Below are 19444 nucleotides of genomic sequence, written 5' to 3'. Positions count from 1 at the left end.
ACAGTTAGAACGCGTTCCAATGTGGGAGCGGGCTTGCCCGCGAAGACGGCAGTCAAGACACCACCTGCCCACAAGCCAACAGGAGTCTTTATGAGCCGAACCATCCCCGAACCGGACCTGAACTACTTGCAAAAAGTGCTGCTGGAAATGCTCGCCATTCCCAGCCCCACCGGGTTCACCGACACCATCGTGCGCTACGTCGCCGAACGCTTGGAAGAGCTGGGTATTCCGTTTGAAATGACCCGGCGCGGCACCATTCGCGCAACCCTCAAGGGCCAGAAAACCAGCCCCGACCGGGCAGTGTCCGCACACCTGGATACCATCGGCGCCTCCGTGCGGGCGATCAAGGACAATGGCCGCCTGAGCCTGGCGCCGGTGGGCTGCTGGTCGAGCCGGTTTGCCGAAGGCAGTCGGGTCAGCCTGTTCACCGACAGCGGCGTGATTCGTGGCAGCGTGCTGCCGTTGATGGCCTCCGGGCATGCGTTCAATACCGCCGTGGATGAAATGCCAGTGAGCTGGGACCATGTGGAGCTGCGCCTGGACGCCTACTGCGCAACCCGCGCCGATTGCGACTCCCTGGGCATCGGCGTGGGCGACTATGTGGCCTTCGACCCTCTGCCCGAGTTCACCGACAGCGGGCATATCAGCGCCCGTCACCTGGACGACAAGGCCGGGGTCGCCGCCCTGCTCGCCGCGCTCAAGGCCATCGTCGACAGTGGTGAACCCCTGCTGATCGACTGCCATCCGCTGTTCACCATCACCGAGGAAACCGGCAGTGGCGCCGCCGCCGCCCTGCCCTGGGACGTCAGTGAGTTCGTCGGTATCGACATCGCCCCGGTCGCCCCCGGCCAGCATTCCAGCGAACATGCGGTGAGCGTGGCAATGCAGGACTCCGGCGGGCCCTACGACTACCATCTGTCCCGGCACCTGCTGCGCCTGGCCGCGGACAACGAACTGCCGGTGCGTCGCGATCTGTTCCGCTATTACTTCAGCGACGCCCATTCGGCGGTCACTGCCGGCCATGACATTCGCACCGCCCTGCTGGCCTTCGGTTGCGATGCGACCCACGGTTACGAGCGCACCCATATCGACAGCCTCGCCGCCCTGAGCCGTCTGCTCGGCGCGTATATCCTCAGCCCGCCCGTCTTCGCCAGCGACGCGCAACCGGCGCAGGGCTCGCTGGACCGCTTCAGTCATCAGCTGGAGCATGAAACCCAGATGGAAAGCGATACCCGGGTACCGTCGGTGGACAGCCTGGTGGGCAACAAAACCTGAGACTGGCAACTGCGGTCCCGGCGCAGTAGGATCGCCGGGACCCATTACCCGAGGCTTGTATGCTGATTCCCCACGACGCGCTTGAAGTCGACACCCTGACCCGTCTGATCGAAGACTTCGTCACGCGAGACGGCACCGACAACGGCGACGACACGCCGCTGGAAACCCGCGTGCTGCGCGTGCGCCAGGCCCTGACCAAGGGCCAGGCGCTGATTGTGTTCGACCCGGAAAGCGAGCAGTGCCAGTTGATGCTCAAGCACGATGTGCCCAAGCATCTGTTCGACTGACGCAAGGCTTACAGATTGGACGCTGCCTGGACGGCAGCGCTGCGACGCTCGAGTATTTTCTGATAGACCTCGGCACGGTGGATATGGACCCCGACCGGCGCCTCGACGCCGAATTTCACCTGGGTACCATTCAGTTCAAGGATGTGCAGCGTGATGTTATCGCCGATGGAGATGACTTCGCCCACGGCGCGGCTTAAGACCAGCATGGCGGTTGTCCTTTTGAAGTGACAGGACCCCGACCATGCGCGCTCGGGGTAACGCCATCAATGGCTTGCGGACAATTCAGGCATTACCTACCAAGAACGGTAACTTGCCTGACAGACCCAGCCGGCATCAGCCCTTGCCATTCTGCGCCTGCGCTTTGGCGCGCATCTTGTCGGCCATGGTGCTCATCTCGTCGTAGAGCAACTGCGGGTTCTTCTGCTTCAGCGCCCAGGCCATGCGCCCCTGCTCGTGGGGCAGGATCATGAACTCACCTTCGGCGACCCGCTGGTAAATGTAATCGGCAATGTCCGCCGCTGAAATCGGCGAACTCTCCAGCAACTTGCCCACTTGCGCCTTCATCGCCGGCGTCGGCCCACGGAACGAGTCCAGCAGGTTGGTCTGGAAGAACGACGGGCACACCACATGCACCCCGACTTCCTGCTGCTTGAGTTCCACCAGCAGGCTTTCCGACAGCGCCACTACTCCGGCCTTGGCCACGTTGTAATTGCTCATGGCCGGCCCCTGCATCAGCGCAGCCATCGACGCGATGTTGATGATGCGGCCCTTGCTCTTTTCCAGCAGCGGCAGGAATGCCTTGCAGCCCTTGACCACGCCCATCAGGTTGATCGCGATCTGCCAGTCCCAGTCTTCCAGGGACAACTCGGCGAAGAAGCCACCCGAGGCCACGCCGGCATTGTTGACGATCACATCGATACCGCCCAGCTTCACTTCGCAGGCCTGGGCAAACGCGGTGAGCTGGCTGTAGTCACGCACATCGCAACGCTGGATAAAACCGTCGCCACCGGCCTCGCGTACACGCTTCAGGGTTTCCTGCAACCCGGGCTCGCTGACGTCCGACAAGGCCAACTGCCACCCCTCACGGGCCCAGCGCAAAGCGATTTCACGGCCAAGGCCCGATCCGGCACCGGTGATCATCATGCGATTTTGCATAGGTAATTGCCTTGTGGTTCACGAAAAGAAGTGATCGGCAGTGTAGCGAAGGTTTTTCCTACACCCACGCACCATCAGAGTGATGAATGCCCCGGGCAAACCGGCGCCCGGGTGCGAGCGTCAGACACTGCACAAGTTCAATCTTTACCAACTAAACCGCCGCCGTTGTGAATGCATTAAAAGAAATAAGCGGGTGTGCGAAATGCTTTAAAAAAACTTGGAATTTTCGCGCGAGGCCAACAGTCGGAGTTATTAAGGCGTCCGTACTCAATGCGGGCTTGTCGTTAAATAATCGGTCTTTGCAAAAGACCTACAAGGAAAACAAACCATGAGCCTCATTCTGATCATTATCCTGATCCTGCTGCTGGTCGGTGGCCTGCCGGTGTTCCCTCACTCGCGTAACTGGGGCTATGGCCCGTCGGGCATTCTGGGCGTGGTGTTGGTGGTGCTGCTGGTGTTGTTGTTGCTCGGCCGGATATAAACGCAAGTCCGCTCCCACAGTAAAAAAGCAAAAAAAGAGGCCTTCAAGAAGGCCTCTTTTTTATTGCCGGGTGAATCAGTCCGGTTTGCCGTCTACCACACCTGCGGTGTTATCCAGCAAGCTCTTGGTGGCGGTTTGCAGGAACGATTCAAGCTTCTGCTTCAACGCCGCTTCGTCCGGCGATTCCGGGATCACTTTGCCAGTCGGGTTGGCGCCCAGTTCGAATTCCCACAACTTCGGTGGCATCTCCTTCGGCAATACCAGCACGCGGTCACCGGTGACCAAAGCCACGGTCTGGTCGCTGCCAGAAGGCTTGATCACGCCGAAGCCTTTATCGCCCTCGGGCAGGTCCAGCAGGTCGCGACCCCAGCACTGGTGCAGCGTATCGCCACCCAGGCGACCCATGATGGTCGGCACGATGTCGATCTGGGTGCCCACGGTGTGGTCACGCTCGCCGAATTTTTCCTGGATGCCGGGTGCGATCATCAGCATCGGCACGTTGAAGCGGCCCAGGTCCATCTCGGTGATCTGCTGCTCGTTGCCGAAACCGTGGTCACCCACGACCACGAACAGGGTTTCCTTGAAGTACGGCTCCTTGCGGGCCTTTTCAAAGAACTGGCCCAGGGCCCAGTCGGAGTAGCGCATGGCGGTCAAGTGTTCGTCGAGGCTGCCACGGCCCGTGACCTTGTCGACCGGCAACGGCGTCGGCAACGCATATGGCGTGTGGTTGGACAGGGTCTGCAGCAACGCATAGAACGGCTTGCCGCTTTCCCCCCGGGTCTTCAGCTCTTCCAGGCCACGGTTGAACATGTCCTGGTCGGACACGCCCCAGGTCGGGTCGGAGAACACCGGGTTGACGAAGTCATTGCGGCCGATGAAGTTGGTCATGCCCTGGTTGCTGAAGAAACCCGACTGGTTGTCCCAGGCGAAATCGCCGTTGTAGACGTACACGTCGTCAAACTTGCGCGCGCTGAGCAGTTGCGGCAGGCCCGACAGCTTGTGGCTGCCCTCCGGGGTCTGCATCAGGTACTCAAAGCCCGGCAGGTTCGGGAAGCACGCCATGGTGGCGAACATGCCTTGGTGGGTGTGGGTACCGTTGGAGAAGAAGTGGTCGAACAGCAGACCTTCCTTCGACAGTTTGTCGAAGTACGGCGTGATGTTGCCCGGACGCTCCAGCGCACCCACCGAGTGACCGGCGAAGCTTTCCATCAGGATCACGACCACGTTCTTGATCGGCAGGGTCTTCTCGGCATTGGGCGTGAAGTCACGGCGCACCGCAGCGGTGTCGGTGTCCACCAGCTTCTCTTGGGGCAATACCAGCATGTCGCGCACAGTCTGGGTGGCCAGCGGCTGCTCCAGCGTGGCTTTCCAGATATTCGAGCGGTCTTCGGAGAACCGCGACTTGGCCGCCGCGATCAGCGACAGGGTGCCATTGAGGCCCAACTGGTTGGCGAAGTTGGAGTCGGTGGTGTACACGTCACCCCAACGCAGCGGCGGGCCCTGACGCAGGGTGCCACGGGCAGCGACCACGGCGATCAGCAGGCACACCACGAACACGGCGCTGCGCAGGTACCACGGCGCCACCTGGCGAGTGCCGATGCTGCCACCGCTGAACGGGCCGCGGGGGCGCGTGGCGCGGTCGGCGCCCTTGAAGGCGATGCTCAGGATCAACGTACCCACGGCCCAGGCCAACAGGTAACGCACTACCGGGAAACCGTACCAGAGCATGCTCATCACGGTTTTCGGGTCTTCCTTCACGTACTGGAAGACCAAGCCGTTGAGGCGCTGGTGGAACTCACGGTAGAAGTCCATTTCCATCAAGCCCAGGAACAGTGCGATGCTGGACGCCACGGTCAGCCAGAAACGGAAGAAACCCCGGGCCGCCATGGCCCGTACGCTGAACAGTGCCAGCAGCAGCGGGATCAGCAAGTACACCACCAAGCGCAGGTCCAGACGCAAGCCGTTGCCGAATGCTTCGAGGAAGGTCGAAGCCGGCGTGTCGAGGATCATCTCGCGGTTATAGACCAGCAGCGCCAGGCGCAGCAGGGAGAACATCACCATCATGACCAGTGCACAGAGCAGTGTGTACGCCAGATGGGATTTGACGGTCGGTTGCAGCAGGCGATTGGAAACTCGCTGCTGACTCAGGGCGTCCGGGTTTGCCATGTCGTTTCAGGACCCATTGGGAAGTGAAGGTTTCGAAATATTGCAGCGACACATTGCCTACACTCAACCGTGTAGGACGTTAGGGTCGCGAGTTGGCGCAAATGGTGCCCGATCACTGTCGGCAACGCTATTGATTACTGAGACTTAGCGCTTCTTTATGATGATTTTCCCCTGGTATTACAGAGATTTCCGACAAGAAATTGAAGCGTGGGAATTATCCGGAAGCGCTTGTGAAAATTCTGTGCAGCGAATATTTCGATACAAATCCACAGAAATACAGGCAAAAAAAAATGCCGGAGGGGCCAACCCGTCCGGCATTGTTTTTACTGAGTTGACGCGGAGTGAAACGCTGGGCCTGTATGAAAAGTCTGGAGACGAAGGTCAGGCTGTTTTCAACGCAGCATCACCGAGGATCAAGGCTTTTCGTACAGAGCCTAGATGCGCACGTTGCCGCGCGGCCCGGCAATCGCCCAGATGATCAGGCCCAGTACCGGCAGCAGCAGGATCAGCAGGATCCACAACACTTTGGCGCCGGTGCTTGCGCCGCTTTTGAACACGTTGATGATCGCCCAGATATCCAGCGCCAGGATGATCAACCCGATCAGACCATTAAAAGTGGAACCCATGGTGTCGCTCCTAAGTGAGGGCTTGCCTGATTAGGATTGGCCGCGCAGGACAGGGTTCCGTTTTATTTCAGACGTGCAGCGCAACGCGCAAGGCTTCCAGGGACGGCTCGGCCTGAATGCCGACTTCGGCACACAGCGCCAGCACCCGCGCCAGGTGATTGCCATGCACCAGCACCACCTGGATCTCGTCGTCCAGCAGTTGGCTGAAGTTGAGCAGCACGTAGCCACCGTCTTCCTGGCTCAGTGCGCTCATCTGGATCTGGATACGGTTCAGCGCCGTCAGGGCTTCAGTCTTGGCCAGTTGCTTGGGCTTGAGGTTGAACGCCACCCCCGGTCCAAAAGACGCGACGATCTGTGCAAACAGCTCGCCGTAGGTGTCGGCCTGGAACAGCACGGTGTCCGGCAGGCTGCCGATGACGACCCACTCCCCCAACGGAATCGGGAACGAATCGTCGTAGTTGATATCCGGATTGGCTGCCAGAAACCCGGCAGGATCAGCGTAAGCCTGGGCCGCTTCATCGGCGATGCGCGCCACCTCGTCCTCAGCCATGACGCCAGTACTGATGATGCTGATGAGTTCGACGAGGGCGGCTTTCATGATCTGATCCTGTAACGGCGGGTTTTCGGGGGCGCGTAGCCTACACCAGTTTTTGCAGGCGCGCCGCCGTATCCGCTGCGCCCATGGTCTGCGCGGCAGCCAGCGCGGTGGCGCCCTGGGCGTCGGTGGCCTTGGGATTGGCGCCCTGGCCGAGCAGGTACTCCAGCATTTCGACGCGGTTGAACATGGCCGCCATCATCAATGCCGTGCGACCGTCGGACGAGGCGGCATCCACCGGTACGCCGCCCTCGATCAACGCCTTGACCACGTCCAGGTTGCCTTTGAACGCCGCGCCGGCGATTGGCAACTGGTTCTTGTCGTTGGCGAGCTGCGCGTCGGCCTTGAATTCCAACAACACTTTCACCGCGTCGGCATGGCCGTGGTAGGCCGCGAGCATCAGCAAGGTGTCGCCGTTGTGGTTGCGAAAGTTGGCTGGCAGGCCTTTGGTCAGCAAGGCCGCGAGCATGGCCGCGTCGCCACGACGGGCTACATCGAAGACCTGCTCGGCAAATTCGGCGGCTTCGTCTTCGGTCATTTGTTTCGGCTGGTCTGACATGTGGGGCTCCTCGTCGGCTACTGGAATAGGCGCCAGTGTCGCGAGGGAGTTCCCACCTGTCATGGTTTTTTTGTCAAAAATGCCCATAGGCAGAATCAATAGCGAAATTGACCGCCCTGGATCTGCGCCAATAGCTGACCGGTCACGGGAACGTAGCTGTCCGATCCCGGCAGCCAGGCGTAGACCGGGTCATTGCCCGCCTTTTCCGGGTCGAACGCCTCTTCCTTGAGCCTGACTTTCTGGTACTTGAAGGTCCCCGTGGTTTCCATCTTCACCTTGATCCGCAGGAACAGCGGCACCGCGTAGTGCGGCAACTGGTCATGGGCGAACTGCAGCAATTCACGCAGGTCCAGCGACGCCAGGGACTCGCTGGGAGTAATGGCAACCATCCCGGCGCGGCCATTGGTGTTTTCGATCTCGACCCCATAGGCCACCACTTCGGCGATCTGCGGATGTTGCAGCAGGGTGTTCTCGACCTCGGTGGTGGAGACGTTCTCGCCTTTCCAGCGGTAGGTGTCCCCAAGGCGGTCGACGAACTGCGCATGACCGAAACCGATGCTGCGCAGCAGGTCGCCGGTATTGAAATAACGGTCGCCCGGTTCGAACACGTCGGTGAGGATCACCTTGCGGTTCTTTTCCGGGTCGGTGTAGCCATCGAACGGCGATTTGTCATCGATCCGCGCCAGCAGCAACCCCTGCCCGCCCGTTGGCACCTTGCGCATGAAACCGTCGGCGCCACGGATCGGCTCGCAGCTGTCATGGGCGTAGTCCACCAGCGCCCATTGCTGCAGGGAAAAACCGATGGTGTTGTCGAAGTTGATCACGTTGGTAAACCCGATATTGCCGTCACTGGCGGCATACAACTCGCAGATATGCTCCACGCCGTAGCGCTGCTTGAACTGTGCCCACACCCCGGGCCGCAGGCCGTTGCCGACCATCTTGGTCACGCGATTGTCACGGTCGCTTGCGCTGGCAGGCTGGTCCAGCAGATAACGGCACAGCTCGCCGACATAACCGAGGGTGGTCGCGTTGAAGGTGCGCACGTCGTCCCAGAACTGACTGGCGCTGAATCTGCGGCGGATCGCGAAACCCGACGCGCCGACAATGGCCGAACCCCAGCAGACACAGAGGCCGGTGGCGTGATAGAGCGGCAAGGTGCAATACAGAACATCGTCGGGCCCCATGTCCAGGGCAATGCTGCCGAAGCTGACCGCGGTCTTGGTCCAGCGACCGTGCTTCATGATGCCGGCCTTGGGCAAGCCGGTGGTGCCGGAGGTGTAGATATAGAAGCACGGGTCGTTGAAGAACACCTGCCCGGTACTGGCAGGGTTGTCTTGCGCGCACTGGGCACTGGCGGCAAGCAGGTCGATATAACCTTCGGGCACCGGACCGGCCTGTTGGTCGGCGACAAACCAGGTCTTGTCGGCCTGGATTTGAACCTGTTCACGCACCGCCGAATAGGCCGCCACCAGTTCTGCGCCCACAACAATCGCGACCGGATTCACCAGGTTCAGGCTGTGTACCAGCGCGGCCTGGGTTTGCGCGGTATTGAGCATCGCGCAGACGCCGCCCAGCTTGGCCACGGCCAGCACGTTCAAGAGCAATTCGGGGCGATTCTCGATAAACAGCGCCACCACATCGCCCTTGCGGATGCCCTGGGCCTGCAAGTGATGGGCGATGCGGTTGGCGCGGCGGTTGGCTTCGACATAACTAAGCCGCATATCGCCGTACAGCAACGCCGTACCGTCCGGGTTACGCAAAGAGGCTTGTTCGAAGTGCCAGCCCAGGCCGCAGGGCTGTTCAGGGTCGGTGATATTGGCAGCGCGCATGCCACGCAGCACACGCGGCAGGGCTCGGACGATGGCGGGAACCTTACGGAGCATCATGCTCCAGGTGATCCTGTCGTTCGGTTGATGGCTCATGGAGGAACGTCCTTTTTCTTATTCTTCGTATGATCCAGACACATCGAGTGCGCCGTCAGCAGGGTCCTCGATGCCTGTCAGGAAAATACGTCAGCCCTTCCCGGGCTGTACACGCGGGATTTGAAAAGTTTTGTATCCCGTCTGGGTCCTAGCAAAAAAAAGGAATTCGACCGCGCCGGGACAGTCCTTATCAGTAACCGGGCGCCCCGCAGACCCAGGTCCGATAGCGCAAAATGCAGGATGCATGATGGCCATTCATGCAAATTGCACGAAACCGAAATCGAGCAAAAAATATAACATACTGATTTTAAAGAATATTTTTTATATCCATAGCTGGCACAATCACTGCACCTATCACTCCATGCTTGCCCACTTGAGCCAACGGAGCTGATAGACATGAGCCTGATCCAAGACAAATTCGCTTCTGTATTTTCCCAATACGACGTCACCACTCAGCCACGTCCTGACGGCGGCATCCTGCTGACCTTGCGCAACAGTGAAGGCAAGCAGGTCAAGCGTTCCATCTCGTATCAACAACTGCACACCGCCGACCAACTGACCTGGGTGATCAGCGCCATTCGCCGCGATCTGGCTGAGCAAGCCAGCGAGCTGCCACAGATTTCGATGCTGCAAAGCCAGAATCGCTTTGCTCTGCCGACTTACCATTCGGCTTAAAGTACTCACCATGAAAAAGGGCCGCGACGCCGTTGAGCGTCGCGGCCCTTTTTCATGGAGTCAGCACAAACCCTGGCGCGCCGCCTCGTTGATCGCCTGCACGCGGTTGGTGACTTCAAGCTTGCCGTAGATGTTGCGCAAGTGAAATTTGACCGTGGCTTCGGACGTGGCGCGGATCTGGCTGATTTCCCAGACCGTCTTGCCTTCCGAGGCCCAGCGCAGGATTTCCAGTTCGGTGGGGGTCAGGGATTTGCCGCACAGACTCATACGACGCCTGACTGGCATCGACACATTAAGCGTTGGGTGAAAAGAATCCTCTGGGCCACTCATTGATCGCTCTCCTTTTTATTATGGGCGGACGCCATATCACCCTTCGGATTCCTCCTATTGACAGGTGATATAAACACTATAGCCACAGAGAGTTACATATCAGTGGAACTAAAAAATAAGGTCCGGAATAAATATCCCGGACTTACAAGCAACTAGGCATTTTCCCACAGCAACTTCCAACATGCCGGGGTTGAAACTTCGGATATTGCACTTAATCGTCCAAGCCGGGAAAACCTGTGGCGATTGCATCGCCGGTGAAGTCCGGTACTCGACCTTGCATCGAGTTGAACAATTGCAACGTCACACAGTGCGGGTTCTCGCCCATGTCGAACCAGTGCGGCAGGCCTGCGGGGATAATCAGCAGGTCATGCTTCTCGCAGCGCACGGCATACACGTAATCGCCCACGTGCAGGTTGAACAGGCCCTGGCCAGCGATGAAAAAGTGCCCTTCGTCCTGGCTATAGCGGCGTTCATCCAGGAACTGCGCGCGCAGCTCGGCCTTCTGCGGATGATCATTGGTCACACTGAACGCTTCCACCGCCGCAAAGCCGAGCGCATCGATCTGCGGCTGGCAGGCAGCAATCATCTGGGCTGCACTGGCGCCCTTTTCAATCGGCGCTGGTTGCCAGCGTGCGAACCGTACGCCGTGTTCCGCCAGGGTCGACGCAATGTCGTCGGCGTGGGTCAGGACCTTGTTCGGGGTGTCCGGGGTGGCGACGTGGTAGACGGCGACATAACTCATTGCACGGTTCCTTGGTTCTGCTCTTGCGATCGAAAGCCCATGATAACGGCGGCGGCGAGGGCCGCGACGCTGGCGATGCTGAAGGTCAGGGTCGGCCCCAACAGGTTCCAGCTGTAACCGGAAAACAAGGCGCCCAGCGCGCCGCCAGTCCCGGCCAGGGCAGCATACACCGCCTGACCCTGGCCTTGCTGGCGGTCGCCGAAACTGCGTTGCACAAAGGCAATCGCAGCGGCGTGAAAACTGCCGAAGGTGGCGGCGTGCAGCACTTGCACCAACAGCAGCACCCAGAAGAATTCGGCGAACGAGCCCAGCAGCAACCAGCGCAGTGCCGCCAGCAGGAAACTGGCCAGCAGCACCCGGCGCACTGAAAACCGCAGGAGGATGCGGCTCATGGCCAGGAACATCAGTACCTCCGCCACGACCCCAAGCGCCCAGAGCAGGCCGATCACTCCACGGCTGTAGCCCAGGTGCTCAAGGTGCAGACTCAAGAAGGTGTAATACGGGCCATGACTCATTTGCATCAGTGCCACACAGGCATAAAACGCCAGCACCCCGGGGCTGCGCAAGCGCTTGAGAAAACCGTCACCGGCCAGGCGATTGCCGTGGCTGGCAGGCTGCGCATTCGGCACCCACAGGCTGGCTCCGATGATGCCGGCCATGATCACTACGATCACCACCGGGTAAATGTCCAGGCTGAGCCAGTCGAACAGACGGCCCATGATCACCACGGCCAGGATGAAACCAATGGAACCCCACAGGCGCACCTGGCTGTAGCGCGCGGTCTGGTTTTGCAGGTGCGCCAGGGTAATCACTTCAAATTGCGGCAGCACCGCGTGCCAGAAAAATGCATGCAATGCCATCACCAGGGCCAGCCAGGCGTAGGTCTTGCTGACGAAGATCAGCGAAAAGCTGATCAGGGTGCACACCGCGCCAAACCGCACGATGGCCAGACGCCGGCCGGTGTAGTCCCCCAGCCAGCCCCACAGGTTGGGCGCTACACAGCGCATCAGCATCGGGATGGCTACCAGTTCGCCGATGCGCGCGCTGGCAAACCCGAGGTGGTCGAAGTACAGCGCCAGGAACGGCGCGGTCGCGCCGAGCAGGGCGAAGTAGAAGAGGTAGAAACTGGAGAGGCGCCAGTAGGGGAGCGTGGAGTTCATGTGGGTTGGGGCTGCTGCGCAGCCCGGTGCGAGCAGGCTCGCCCACCACCACAATCAGCCATCAGAGTTGGCCCAGTACCGGCGTATTGACCTGAACATCGGCGTTCTGCCCACGGTGGCGCAGCAGGTGGTCCATCAAGACGATGGCCATCATGGCTTCGGCAATCGGCGTGGCGCGGATGCCCACGCACGGGTCGTGGCGGCCTTTGGTGATCACGTCCACCGGGTTGCCATTCACATCGATCGAACGGCCTGGGGTGGTGATGCTCGACGTGGCCTTGAGCGCCAGGTGCGCCACGATCGGCTGGCCGGAGGAGATGCCACCGAGGATGCCGCCGGCGTTGTTGCTGAGGAAGCCTTGCGGGGTCAGCTCGTCACGGTGTTCGGTACCGCGCTGGGACACGCAGGCAAAACCGGCGCCGATTTCCACTCCCTTCACCGCGTTGATGCTCATCAGCGCATGGGCCAGTTCGGCGTCGAGGCGGTCGAAGATCGGTTCGCCCAGGCCGGGTTTCACGCCTTCGGCGACGACAGTGATCTTGGCGCCGACGGAGTCCTGGTCGCGGCGCAACTGGTCCATATAGGCTTCCAGTTCCGGCACCTTGTCCGGGTCCGGGCTGAAAAACGCATTGTTTTCCACGCTGTCCCAGGTCTTGAACGGGATTTCGATCGGGCCCAGCTGGCTCATGTAGCCACGGATCACGATGCCCTGGGTGGCCAGGTATTTCTTGGCAATGGCACCGGCGGCCACGCGCATGGCGGTTTCCCGTGCCGAGCTGCGGCCACCGCCACGGTAGTCGCGCTCGCCGTATTTATGGTGGTAGGTGTAGTCGGCGTGGGCCGGGCGGAACAGGTCCTTGATCGCCGAGTAGTCCTTGGACTTCTGGTCGGTGTTGCGGATCAGCAGGCCGATGGCGCAACCGGTGGTGCGACCTTCGAAGACGCCAGACAGGATTTCGACCTCGTCGGGTTCCTGGCGCTGGGTAGTGTGGCGGCTGGTACCGGGCTTGCGACGGTCGAGGTCACGCTGCAGGTCTTCCAGGGACAGCGCGAGGCCTGGCGGGCAGCCGTCGACAATGGCGACCAACGCCGGGCCATGGCTTTCGCCCGCGGTGGTGACAGTGAACAGCTTGCCGAAGGTATTGCCGGACATGCAGGGCGCTCCGTGAAATCAGTTGAATCAAGTCAACCGTAATAACTTAAGGGCGCCAGTATACGCAGGCCCACCGACGAGTTCATCCTCGAAACCTTACCCATGGACATTGGTCCAACGGGCACCTCCTCAATGATGGCGCGATGATGTTGCGAGCTTTGCTGTTCACCCTGACCCTGTTGACCTCCCTGGCCCACGCCGCCGCCCCCGTCGTGCTGCAACGCCCCATCAGTCTGGATACCGGCAGCGGTGAGCTGTTCGGTTCGCTGTTGCTACCCCAGTCCGACAAACCGGTGCCAGTGGTGCTGATCGTCGCCGGCTCCGGCCCCACCGACCGCAACGGCAACAGCGCCGACGGTGCGCGCAACGACAGCCTCAAGCGCTTGGCCTGGGTACTGGCCCGGCACAACATCGCCAGCGTGCGTTACGACAAGCGCGGCGTGGCCGCGAGCCTCGCGGCCACGCCCGACGAACGCAACCTGAGCCTCGATGCCTACGTTTCCGACGCCGTGGCCTGGGGCAAGCAGCTCAAGGCCGACAGACGCCTGGGGCCGCTGATCCTGCTGGGCCACAGTGAAGGTGCGCTGGTGGCCACCCTCGCCGCGCCACAACTGGAGCCTGCGGGGGTTATCTCCCTTTCAGGCAGCGCACGCCCGGTGGACCAGGTGATCCGCCAGCAACTGGCCGCTCACCTGCCCCCTGCCCTGCTGCTGCGCAGCAATCAGATCCTCGACCACCTCAAGGCCGGCCAATTGGACACTGATGTGCCCGACCCGCTGCAAAGCATTTTCCGACCCAGCGTACAGCCCTATCTGATCAGCCTGTTTCGTGCAGACCCTTCGGCTGCTTTCGCCCGGCTGCGTATGCCGGCCCTGATCATCCAGGGCTCCAACGATATCCAGGTAGGCGTGGGCGATGCCCGACAGTTGAAAAAAGCCAAGCCCGATGCGCAATTGGCCGTGATCGAAGGCATGAACCACGTGCTGCGTATCGTGCCCAACGAGGTGAAACAGCAACTGGCCTCCTATAACGACCCGCAATTGCCCCTCGCCGCCGAGTTGGGCACGCGCGTTGTGCGCTTTATCGACGGGCTTGAGCCCCGTTAAACGCATATTGGCCTCCAGTCCTGGCAAAAACGGCCGATAAGCCCAGAGTCGACAGTAAAAAGACAGTCGACTCGCAAGGCTTGGACAGGATCGCGCCGCATGACAACCACTGAAGCAACACCGGAACCGACCGCCGAAACCCCGGCAGAAAATACCGAGGCCGTCGACACGGCGGCCTTGCCGTGGGGGGACGTCCACGCCGAGCATTTCAAGATGCTGCGCCTGGCGCCACTCGCCACCGACCGGTCCACCGGCGCGCGACCGCTGCGGTTCGTGCAATTCGGCTATGCCGAGCGCCACGATAAACATCGCAGCCTGCTGCGCATGGTGATCCAGTTGCCGGGCCAGCGGGTGCGCCGCGAACAGAATCACCTGGACGTCTGGCTCGACCACGATAAACACCGCGTGCACTTCGGTCCGGGCAACAGCCTGGAAATCGAACCGCCCAACCGCGGCCTGGGGCGTTTCCTGGTGGCCCAGGGGGTCGCCTGGGCGAGAAAGAAGGGGGCCAGCTACCGCATCGACGGGGTCGACCTGGCCAACAAGGACGCCTTGAACGAAGCCACTCGCCTGCGTCGCGACCACTTTTTGCGCGTCCAGGGGTTCGATGTGGCCTACGCCGATGTGCAGCACCTTAAAGGTAACGTGCAACCGGCCCGAGTCGGTGAAGTGCTCGACAGTTGGAACACCGAGAAGGTGCAGTTCGTGGAAATTCTCGAAGCCGCGCAGATGCTGCAACAGGCCGAGCAGAACCTGGCGGAGCAGGAAACCAAGCTGCGCAAGGAAGAAGAACGGGTCATCAAGTTCAAGCGCGAAGACAGCGGCTTGCGCTTTACCATCACCTGCCTGGTGGCGTTTACGGTATTTCAGGCGGGGTTGTTGATCTGGATCGCCACGCATCGTTAGTGGGCTGAAGTGCACTCAACAGTGGGAGCTGGCCTGCGATTGCAATGGATCAGTGTGTACATCTGCTACTGATATACCGCAATCGCAGGCAAGCCAGCTCCCACAAGGAAATTGCAGTGGCAAAAAAAGCTCTGTCAGCAGGGGCATTGCGCCGGGCGCTTTCTTACCAACGATAGAGATCCAATGTGGGAGCTGGCTTGCCTGCGATTGCGGCGGCACTGCCTACCGAGAGGTCGCCTGACCCATCGCCTTCGCGATCAAGCCCGCTCCCACATTTATTGCCCATGTCTTCAATGGGATCGATTCAAACCCGTGCGGCGAACTCGGCCTGATGCTGACGGCACTGCTCGGCCGTCAGCATGAACACCCCATGCCCACCGCGCTGGAAGTCCAGCCAGGCGAAGTCGACCTCCGGGTACAACGCCTCGACGTGCACCTGGCTGTTACCCACCTCGACAATCAACAGACCTTTTTCGGTCAGGTGGTCAGCTGCTTCGGCCAACATGCGTCGCACCAGATTCAGCCCGTCATCGCCGCAGGCCAGGCCCAGTTCCGGCTCGTGCTGGTACTCGTCCGGCATGTCGGCGAAATCCTCGGCATCCACATACGGCGGGTTGGACACGATCAAGTCAAAACGCTGGCCCGGCAGGCCCTCGAAGCCGTCGCCCTGCACGGTGTACACACGTTCATCGGCGCCATGGCGCTCGATGTTCTGGTTGGCCACTTCCAGGGCTTCGAAGGACAAATCGCCCAGCACCACTTCAGCGTCGGGGAACTCGTAGGCGCAGGCAATGCCGATGCAGCCCGAGCCGGTGCACAGATCGAGAATGCGCGCCGGTGGCTTGGCCAGCCAGGGTTCGAAGCGGTTTTCGATCAGTTCGCCAATGGGTGAACGCGGGATCAGCACGCGTTTATCGACAATGAACGACATGCCGCAGAACCACGCCTCGCCCAGCAGGTAGGCGGTGGGCACGCGCTCATGAATGCGGCGATGGAGCAGACGCTGCACATGGGAGACTTCCTCTTCTTCCAGGTTGCAATCCAGGTAGCTATCGGCAATTTCCCACGGCAGGTGCAAGGCCCCCAGTACCAATTGCCGGGCTTCATCCCAGGCATTGTCGGTACCGTGTCCGAAAAACAGGTCTTCCCCGTGGAAACGGCTGACAGCCCAACGGATGTGGTCGCGCAAGGTGCGCAGGCGGGAAGTGATCACGGGGCAAGCTCCAGGAAAAAACGACGGGCGATTCTAACAGCCTTCGCCGGCATCGACGATGTACGAAAAACCTTGGCCGTACGTCGGATTTAATCCATTTTGCCAGCATCGGACTCAACAAGCCGTGCACTTGACATCGCTGCACGTCAACAACGGCGTACCTTACGATGGTAGCGATTCACAGAATTGCTCAGCCAGTGGACAATGTCACAAAAGCCCCCCTCACAGGAGCCCCAGAATGTCCGTTCCAAAGACGATGTTTCAACTCAGCGGTCGCGGTTACGCAGCAGCCAACCTGAACCATGCGACCCTCGTGATCATCGACGCCCAGAAAGAATACCTCAGCGGTCCGCTTGCCCTGTCGGGCATGGACGCCGCCGTCGCCAACATCAAGCAGCTGGTTGGTGCGGCGCGCAATGCCGGGCGCCCGATCGTGCATGTACGCCACCTGGGTACCGTGGGCGGCCTGTTTGACCCGCAGGGCGAGCGCGGTCAGTTCATTACCGGCCTGGAACCCCAGGGTGACGAAACCATCATCGGCAAATTGTTGCCCAGCGCCTTCCATGGCACCGGCCTGGAAAAACACCTGCAGGACCTTGGCTCCCTGGATCTGATCGTCTGCGGCTTCATGAGCCATTCCAGCGTCAGCACCACCGTGCGCGCGGCCAAGAACCTCGGTTTTCGCTGCACCTTGGTGGAAGACGCCTGCGCCACCCGTGATCTGCCTTACAAAGGCGGTATCCTGAGTGCCGACCACGTGCAACAGACTGAAATGGCCATCATGGCCGACAACTTCGCCACCCTCGCGCTGACCAAAGACCTCGTCTGATATAAACGCCACCTTCGATGAGCGGCGCGGCGTGTGTATAGCCCCGCTCATCCGCAAAGCCCCGTCATTTGCCGCATTTGCCTCTGCTGTCGGAACAACCTGTGTATCTTCCGGTCGAAGGGCCGATACCCTGGAGGAAAGGTCGGAATGAAGATATCCGATGGTTTTGACGCTCGTCGCTTGCGCCCCAAGGGGCCGAGCAACTGGCGTCTGCGCCTGGCGGCCGGCTTTGCCGCGTTGCTGGCGATAGTAGGTGTGGCACTGGCCGTCGCGGGCGGCGCTGGTTTGGCCGGTCGTTCACCGGCATTGGGCGAATTGAACACCAGCCCCGGCGGTTCGATCATTCTGCTGGTGATCGGCCTGCTGGTACTGTGGCTGGGCGTGTGGTGGTGGCGGCGTAGCCGTCGGAAAATGCGCCAGCCTCTGTCATTGAACATCGCTTCACACCTGATGAAAAAGCACGACTGATGGCACCTGGATAGCGTTTCCTGCGCCCCGGCCGCCGCGATTTAGGTAAACTGCCTGCCCTTCGCGGAGGCCAACATGCAAGACGACGATTTTTCCCTGTTCAAAAACGAGCTGCGCGGTGTCAAGCCGATCAAGCACGATCGCGCCGATACCGGCAAACCCAAGGCCGACCGGGCGCAGATCGCCAAGCTGCGCCAGGCCGCCACCGTGCGTACCGAGACCACCACCGTGGACGGTCTGTCGGACCAATTCGTGATTGATGTCGGCCCCGAAGACGAGCTGATGTGGGCCCGCGACGGCGTGCAGGACAGCCAGGTGCGCAAGCTCAAGGCCGGCCAGATTCCCTTCGAAGGCAGCCTCGATCTGCATGGCATGACCGTGGAAAAAGCCCGTGAAACCCTCTGGGCCTTCCTCGCCGAAGCCACTAAATTCGAAATCCGCTGCGTACGCGTCACCCACGGCAAAGCCGTGCGCCTGGATGGCAAGCGCCCCATGATCAAGAGTCACGTCAACACCTGGTTGCGCCAGCACCCCCAGGTACTCGGTTTTACCTCCTGCCAGGCGCGCCATGGCGGCGCAGGTGCCGTGTATGTGATGCTCAAGCGCACCATGATGGAAGGGCGCGACGAGTAACAAGTGCCCTCGCCAGGCTTGCAGCGATGTGTCGGCCACCGTAACCTTGCGCTTTGCGAAAATCCAACAGGTAGTTTCATGTCCCTGGAACAGAATTACACCGCGATCCTCGGCCAGCTCGGCGAGGACGTTTCCCGCGAGGGCCTGCTCGACACGCCAAAACGTGCCGCCAAGGCGATGCAGTACCTTTGCCGCGGTTATGAACAGACGCTCGAAGAGGTCACCAACGGTGCCCTGTTCAGCTCCGATAACAGTGAAATGGTGCTGGTGAAGGACATCGAGCTGTACTCGCTGTGCGAACACCACCTGTTGCCGTTCATCGGCAAGGCCCACGTCGCCTACATCCCGAGTGGCAAGGTGCTGGGCCTGTCCAAGGTCGCGCGGATTGTCGACATGTACGCACGCCGCCTGCAGATCCAGGAAAACCTCAGCCGCCAGATCGCCGATGCGGTGATGCAGGTGACCGGCGCCCTGGGTGTTGCGGTGGTGATCGAAGCCAAGCACATGTGCATGATGATGCGCGGTGTAGAGAAGCAAAACTCATCGATGATCACCTCGGTGATGCTCGGCGAGTTCCGCGAAAACGCGGCCACCCGCAGCGAATTCCTCAGCCTGATCAAGTAACGGGTTGTCGTGAAGAAAACCGGCGTTCATCGCCGGTTTTTTTTCGCCGGTCAAAATCAGGTAAGCTGCGGCCCCTTCTGTTCCGGGCAAGAGGTTTGAACCATGTTCGTCAAAGCACTTCGAGTCGGCCTCGGCCACGTCATCATCGCGGGCGATTTCCTGACCCGTCCGCGCAAAAAGCAGCGCAGCGCCGAGCAACAGGCGCAGGTGAACGAAGCCGCCAAGGACCTGACCCTGTATCAATTCCATGCCTGCCCGTTCTGCGTGAAGACCCGCCGAACCCTGCACCGCCTGAACGTGCCGGTGGCATTGAAAGACGCGAAGCACAATGAGCATGACCGCCAGACCCTGCTGGAGCAAGGCGGCAAGATCAAGGTGCCGTGCCTGCGTATCGAAGAAAATGGCCAGACCACCTGGATGTATGACTCCAAGGTGATCATCGATTACCTGGATAAGCGCTTCGCTGCGGTCTGACAGACACCGTAGAACCCTGTGGGAGCTGGCTTGCCTGCGATAGCGGTGTATCAGTAGCAGCAATG

23 protein-coding genes are annotated in these 19444 nt (G+C 60.6%); 11 read left to right on the top strand and 12 right to left on the bottom strand.

Annotated elements, in window-relative coordinates:
- Positions 1–90 precede the first annotated feature (90 nt).
- Positions 91–1275, top strand: coding sequence for an osmoprotectant NAGGN system M42 family peptidase (locus ACW9IN_RS28465; protein ID WP_457368973.1), 1185 nt, complete (start codon positions 91–93; stop codon positions 1273–1275).
- 59 nt (positions 1276–1334) lie between these two features.
- Positions 1335–1562, top strand: a complete 228-nt coding sequence (locus tag ACW9IN_RS28460) for a YheU family protein (RefSeq protein ID WP_003172962.1) — start codon at positions 1335–1337, stop codon at positions 1560–1562.
- An 8-nt stretch (positions 1563–1570) separates the two neighbouring features.
- Here the strand turns inward: ACW9IN_RS28460 and csrA are convergent, their stop codons facing one another.
- Both csrA and ACW9IN_RS28450 read right to left on the bottom strand, forming a co-directional pair.
- Positions 1571–1768, bottom strand: coding sequence for a carbon storage regulator CsrA (csrA, locus tag ACW9IN_RS28455; protein ID WP_457368972.1), 198 nt, complete (start codon positions 1766–1768; stop codon positions 1571–1573).
- 127 nt (positions 1769–1895) lie between these two features.
- Entirely contained in the window at positions 1896–2717 is an 822-nt protein-coding gene (locus ACW9IN_RS28450) for an SDR family oxidoreductase (RefSeq protein ID WP_457368971.1), read from the bottom strand.
- Positions 2718–3045: 328 nt separating this feature from the next.
- On the opposite strand from ACW9IN_RS28450, the gene ACW9IN_RS28445 reads away from it, so the two are divergent.
- The gene (locus ACW9IN_RS28445; protein ID WP_015885095.1) at positions 3046–3198 is read left to right on the top strand and encodes a DUF3309 family protein; all 153 of its coding nucleotides are present in this window, start codon (positions 3046–3048) and stop codon (positions 3196–3198) included.
- A gap of 75 nt (positions 3199–3273) precedes the next feature.
- Here ACW9IN_RS28445 and ACW9IN_RS28440 read toward each other — a convergent pair whose 3' ends face one another.
- From ACW9IN_RS28440 to ACW9IN_RS28420, 5 genes are all read right to left on the bottom strand, one after another.
- On the bottom strand, positions 3274–5364 hold the full coding sequence (locus ACW9IN_RS28440; protein ID WP_457368970.1) for an LTA synthase family protein: 2091 nt from the start codon (positions 5362–5364) through the stop codon (positions 3274–3276).
- Between the two features lie 434 nt (positions 5365–5798).
- A complete protein-coding gene (locus tag ACW9IN_RS28435) occupies positions 5799–5990 on the bottom strand; it encodes a PLDc N-terminal domain-containing protein (RefSeq protein ID WP_003172956.1) in 192 nt (63 codons plus the stop codon).
- Between the two features lie 67 nt (positions 5991–6057).
- Positions 6058–6588 carry a hypothetical protein gene (locus ACW9IN_RS28430; RefSeq protein WP_457368969.1) on the bottom strand — a complete coding sequence of 177 codons (531 nt, stop codon included), beginning with the start codon at positions 6586–6588 and terminating at the stop codon, positions 6058–6060.
- A gap of 40 nt (positions 6589–6628) precedes the next feature.
- Positions 6629–7144, bottom strand: coding sequence for an ankyrin repeat domain-containing protein (locus ACW9IN_RS28425; protein ID WP_457368968.1), 516 nt, complete (start codon positions 7142–7144; stop codon positions 6629–6631).
- Positions 7145–7239: 95 nt separating this feature from the next.
- Positions 7240–9066, bottom strand: a complete 1827-nt coding sequence (locus ACW9IN_RS28420) for a long-chain-acyl-CoA synthetase (RefSeq protein ID WP_457368967.1) — start codon at positions 9064–9066, stop codon at positions 7240–7242.
- A gap of 396 nt (positions 9067–9462) precedes the next feature.
- Here ACW9IN_RS28420 and ACW9IN_RS28415 point away from each other — a divergent pair, with 396 nt between their 5' ends.
- Entirely contained in the window at positions 9463–9741 is a 279-nt protein-coding gene (locus ACW9IN_RS28415; RefSeq protein ID WP_016970113.1) for a DUF3509 domain-containing protein, read from the top strand.
- 60 nt (positions 9742–9801) lie between these two features.
- Here ACW9IN_RS28415 and ACW9IN_RS28410 read toward each other — a convergent pair whose 3' ends face one another.
- The 4 genes from ACW9IN_RS28410 to aroC form a co-directional block, all read right to left on the bottom strand.
- Positions 9802–10071, bottom strand: a complete 270-nt coding sequence (locus tag ACW9IN_RS28410; protein ID WP_457368966.1) for a response regulator transcription factor — start codon at positions 10069–10071, stop codon at positions 9802–9804.
- A 211-nt stretch (positions 10072–10282) separates the two neighbouring features.
- Complete coding sequence (locus ACW9IN_RS28405) at positions 10283–10813, bottom strand: acireductone dioxygenase (protein ID WP_457368965.1); 531 nt, start codon at positions 10811–10813, stop codon at positions 10283–10285.
- Positions 10810–11973, bottom strand: coding sequence for an MFS transporter (locus tag ACW9IN_RS28400; RefSeq protein ID WP_457368964.1), 1164 nt, complete (start codon positions 11971–11973; stop codon positions 10810–10812). The genes ACW9IN_RS28405 and ACW9IN_RS28400 overlap by 4 nt, the downstream gene beginning before the upstream one ends.
- Before the next feature lie 61 nt (positions 11974–12034).
- Complete coding sequence (aroC, locus tag ACW9IN_RS28395) at positions 12035–13126, bottom strand: chorismate synthase (protein ID WP_457368963.1); 1092 nt, start codon at positions 13124–13126, stop codon at positions 12035–12037.
- A gap of 143 nt (positions 13127–13269) precedes the next feature.
- Here aroC and ACW9IN_RS28390 point away from each other — a divergent pair, with 143 nt between their 5' ends.
- Positions 13270–14232 (top strand): alpha/beta hydrolase, encoded by a 963-nt coding sequence (locus ACW9IN_RS28390; protein ID WP_457368962.1) that lies wholly within the window; start codon positions 13270–13272, stop codon positions 14230–14232.
- A 99-nt stretch (positions 14233–14331) separates the two neighbouring features.
- On the top strand, positions 14332–15138 hold the full coding sequence (locus ACW9IN_RS28385) for a hypothetical protein (protein ID WP_457368961.1): 807 nt from the start codon (positions 14332–14334) through the stop codon (positions 15136–15138).
- Between the two features lie 304 nt (positions 15139–15442).
- Here ACW9IN_RS28385 and prmB read toward each other — a convergent pair whose 3' ends face one another.
- The gene (gene prmB, locus ACW9IN_RS28380) at positions 15443–16351 is read right to left on the bottom strand and encodes a 50S ribosomal protein L3 N(5)-glutamine methyltransferase (protein WP_457368960.1); all 909 of its coding nucleotides are present in this window, start codon (positions 16349–16351) and stop codon (positions 15443–15445) included.
- Between the two features lie 238 nt (positions 16352–16589).
- Between prmB and ACW9IN_RS28375 the strand changes: the two genes are divergently transcribed.
- The 5 genes from ACW9IN_RS28375 to ACW9IN_RS28355 all read left to right on the top strand — a co-directional run bounded on the left by ACW9IN_RS28375 (position 16590) and on the right by ACW9IN_RS28355 (position 19379).
- Positions 16590–17180 (top strand): cysteine hydrolase family protein, encoded by a 591-nt coding sequence (locus tag ACW9IN_RS28375; protein WP_457368959.1) that lies wholly within the window; start codon positions 16590–16592, stop codon positions 17178–17180.
- Positions 17181–17327: 147 nt separating this feature from the next.
- Complete coding sequence (locus tag ACW9IN_RS28370) at positions 17328–17648, top strand: hypothetical protein (protein WP_457368958.1); 321 nt, start codon at positions 17328–17330, stop codon at positions 17646–17648.
- A 75-nt stretch (positions 17649–17723) separates the two neighbouring features.
- The gene (locus ACW9IN_RS28365; protein ID WP_457368957.1) at positions 17724–18281 is read left to right on the top strand and encodes a Smr/MutS family protein; all 558 of its coding nucleotides are present in this window, start codon (positions 17724–17726) and stop codon (positions 18279–18281) included.
- 78 nt (positions 18282–18359) lie between these two features.
- On the top strand, positions 18360–18905 hold the full coding sequence (gene folE / locus ACW9IN_RS28360) for a GTP cyclohydrolase I FolE (RefSeq protein ID WP_003442011.1): 546 nt from the start codon (positions 18360–18362) through the stop codon (positions 18903–18905).
- A gap of 102 nt (positions 18906–19007) precedes the next feature.
- Entirely contained in the window at positions 19008–19379 is a 372-nt protein-coding gene (locus ACW9IN_RS28355; protein ID WP_457368956.1) for a glutathione S-transferase N-terminal domain-containing protein, read from the top strand.
- The last annotated feature ends 65 nt before the right edge of the window (positions 19380–19444 follow it).

This window comes from Pseudomonas sp. SDO5271_S396, assembly GCF_054071795.1.
The sequence above is the reverse complement of the archived record's forward strand: the minus strand, read 5'-3'. Positions and strand labels throughout refer to the sequence as shown.

Excerpts from the sequence above, each read along its gene's own strand:
- ACW9IN_RS28365 (WP_457368957.1), top strand. The coding sequence starts at position 17,724 with ATGCAAGACGACGATTTTTCCCTGTTCAAAAACGAGCTGCGCGGTGTC.
- ACW9IN_RS28430 (WP_457368969.1), bottom strand. The coding sequence starts at position 6,588 with ATGAAAGCCGCCCTCGTCGAACTCATCAGCATCATCAGTACTGGCGTC.
- ACW9IN_RS28355 (WP_457368956.1), top strand. The coding sequence starts at position 19,008 with ATGTTCGTCAAAGCACTTCGAGTCGGCCTCGGCCACGTCATCATCGCG.
- ACW9IN_RS28370 (WP_457368958.1), top strand. The coding sequence starts at position 17,328 with ATGAAGATATCCGATGGTTTTGACGCTCGTCGCTTGCGCCCCAAGGGG.
- ACW9IN_RS28440 (WP_457368970.1), bottom strand. The coding sequence starts at position 5,364 with ATGGCAAACCCGGACGCCCTGAGTCAGCAGCGAGTTTCCAATCGCCTG.
- ACW9IN_RS28465 (WP_457368973.1), top strand. The coding sequence starts at position 91 with ATGAGCCGAACCATCCCCGAACCGGACCTGAACTACTTGCAAAAAGTG.
- csrA (WP_457368972.1), bottom strand. The coding sequence starts at position 1,768 with ATGCTGGTCTTAAGCCGCGCCGTGGGCGAAGTCATCTCCATCGGCGAT.
- ACW9IN_RS28385 (WP_457368961.1), top strand. The coding sequence starts at position 14,332 with ATGACAACCACTGAAGCAACACCGGAACCGACCGCCGAAACCCCGGCA.
- ACW9IN_RS28405 (WP_457368965.1), bottom strand. The coding sequence starts at position 10,813 with ATGAGTTATGTCGCCGTCTACCACGTCGCCACCCCGGACACCCCGAAC.
- ACW9IN_RS28435 (WP_003172956.1), bottom strand. The coding sequence starts at position 5,990 with ATGGGTTCCACTTTTAATGGTCTGATCGGGTTGATCATCCTGGCGCTG.
- aroC (WP_457368963.1), bottom strand. The coding sequence starts at position 13,126 with ATGTCCGGCAATACCTTCGGCAAGCTGTTCACTGTCACCACCGCGGGC.
- ACW9IN_RS28375 (WP_457368959.1), top strand. The coding sequence starts at position 16,590 with ATGTCCGTTCCAAAGACGATGTTTCAACTCAGCGGTCGCGGTTACGCA.
- ACW9IN_RS28460 (WP_003172962.1), top strand. The coding sequence starts at position 1,335 with ATGCTGATTCCCCACGACGCGCTTGAAGTCGACACCCTGACCCGTCTG.
- ACW9IN_RS28445 (WP_015885095.1), top strand. The coding sequence starts at position 3,046 with ATGAGCCTCATTCTGATCATTATCCTGATCCTGCTGCTGGTCGGTGGC.
- ACW9IN_RS28410 (WP_457368966.1), bottom strand. The coding sequence starts at position 10,071 with ATGAGTGGCCCAGAGGATTCTTTTCACCCAACGCTTAATGTGTCGATG.
- folE (WP_003442011.1), top strand. The coding sequence starts at position 18,360 with ATGTCCCTGGAACAGAATTACACCGCGATCCTCGGCCAGCTCGGCGAG.
- ACW9IN_RS28425 (WP_457368968.1), bottom strand. The coding sequence starts at position 7,144 with ATGTCAGACCAGCCGAAACAAATGACCGAAGACGAAGCCGCCGAATTT.
- ACW9IN_RS28415 (WP_016970113.1), top strand. The coding sequence starts at position 9,463 with ATGAGCCTGATCCAAGACAAATTCGCTTCTGTATTTTCCCAATACGAC.
- ACW9IN_RS28420 (WP_457368967.1), bottom strand. The coding sequence starts at position 9,066 with ATGAGCCATCAACCGAACGACAGGATCACCTGGAGCATGATGCTCCGT.
- ACW9IN_RS28400 (WP_457368964.1), bottom strand. The coding sequence starts at position 11,973 with ATGAACTCCACGCTCCCCTACTGGCGCCTCTCCAGTTTCTACCTCTTC.
- ACW9IN_RS28390 (WP_457368962.1), top strand. The coding sequence starts at position 13,270 with ATGATGTTGCGAGCTTTGCTGTTCACCCTGACCCTGTTGACCTCCCTG.
- ACW9IN_RS28450 (WP_457368971.1), bottom strand. The coding sequence starts at position 2,717 with ATGCAAAATCGCATGATGATCACCGGTGCCGGATCGGGCCTTGGCCGT.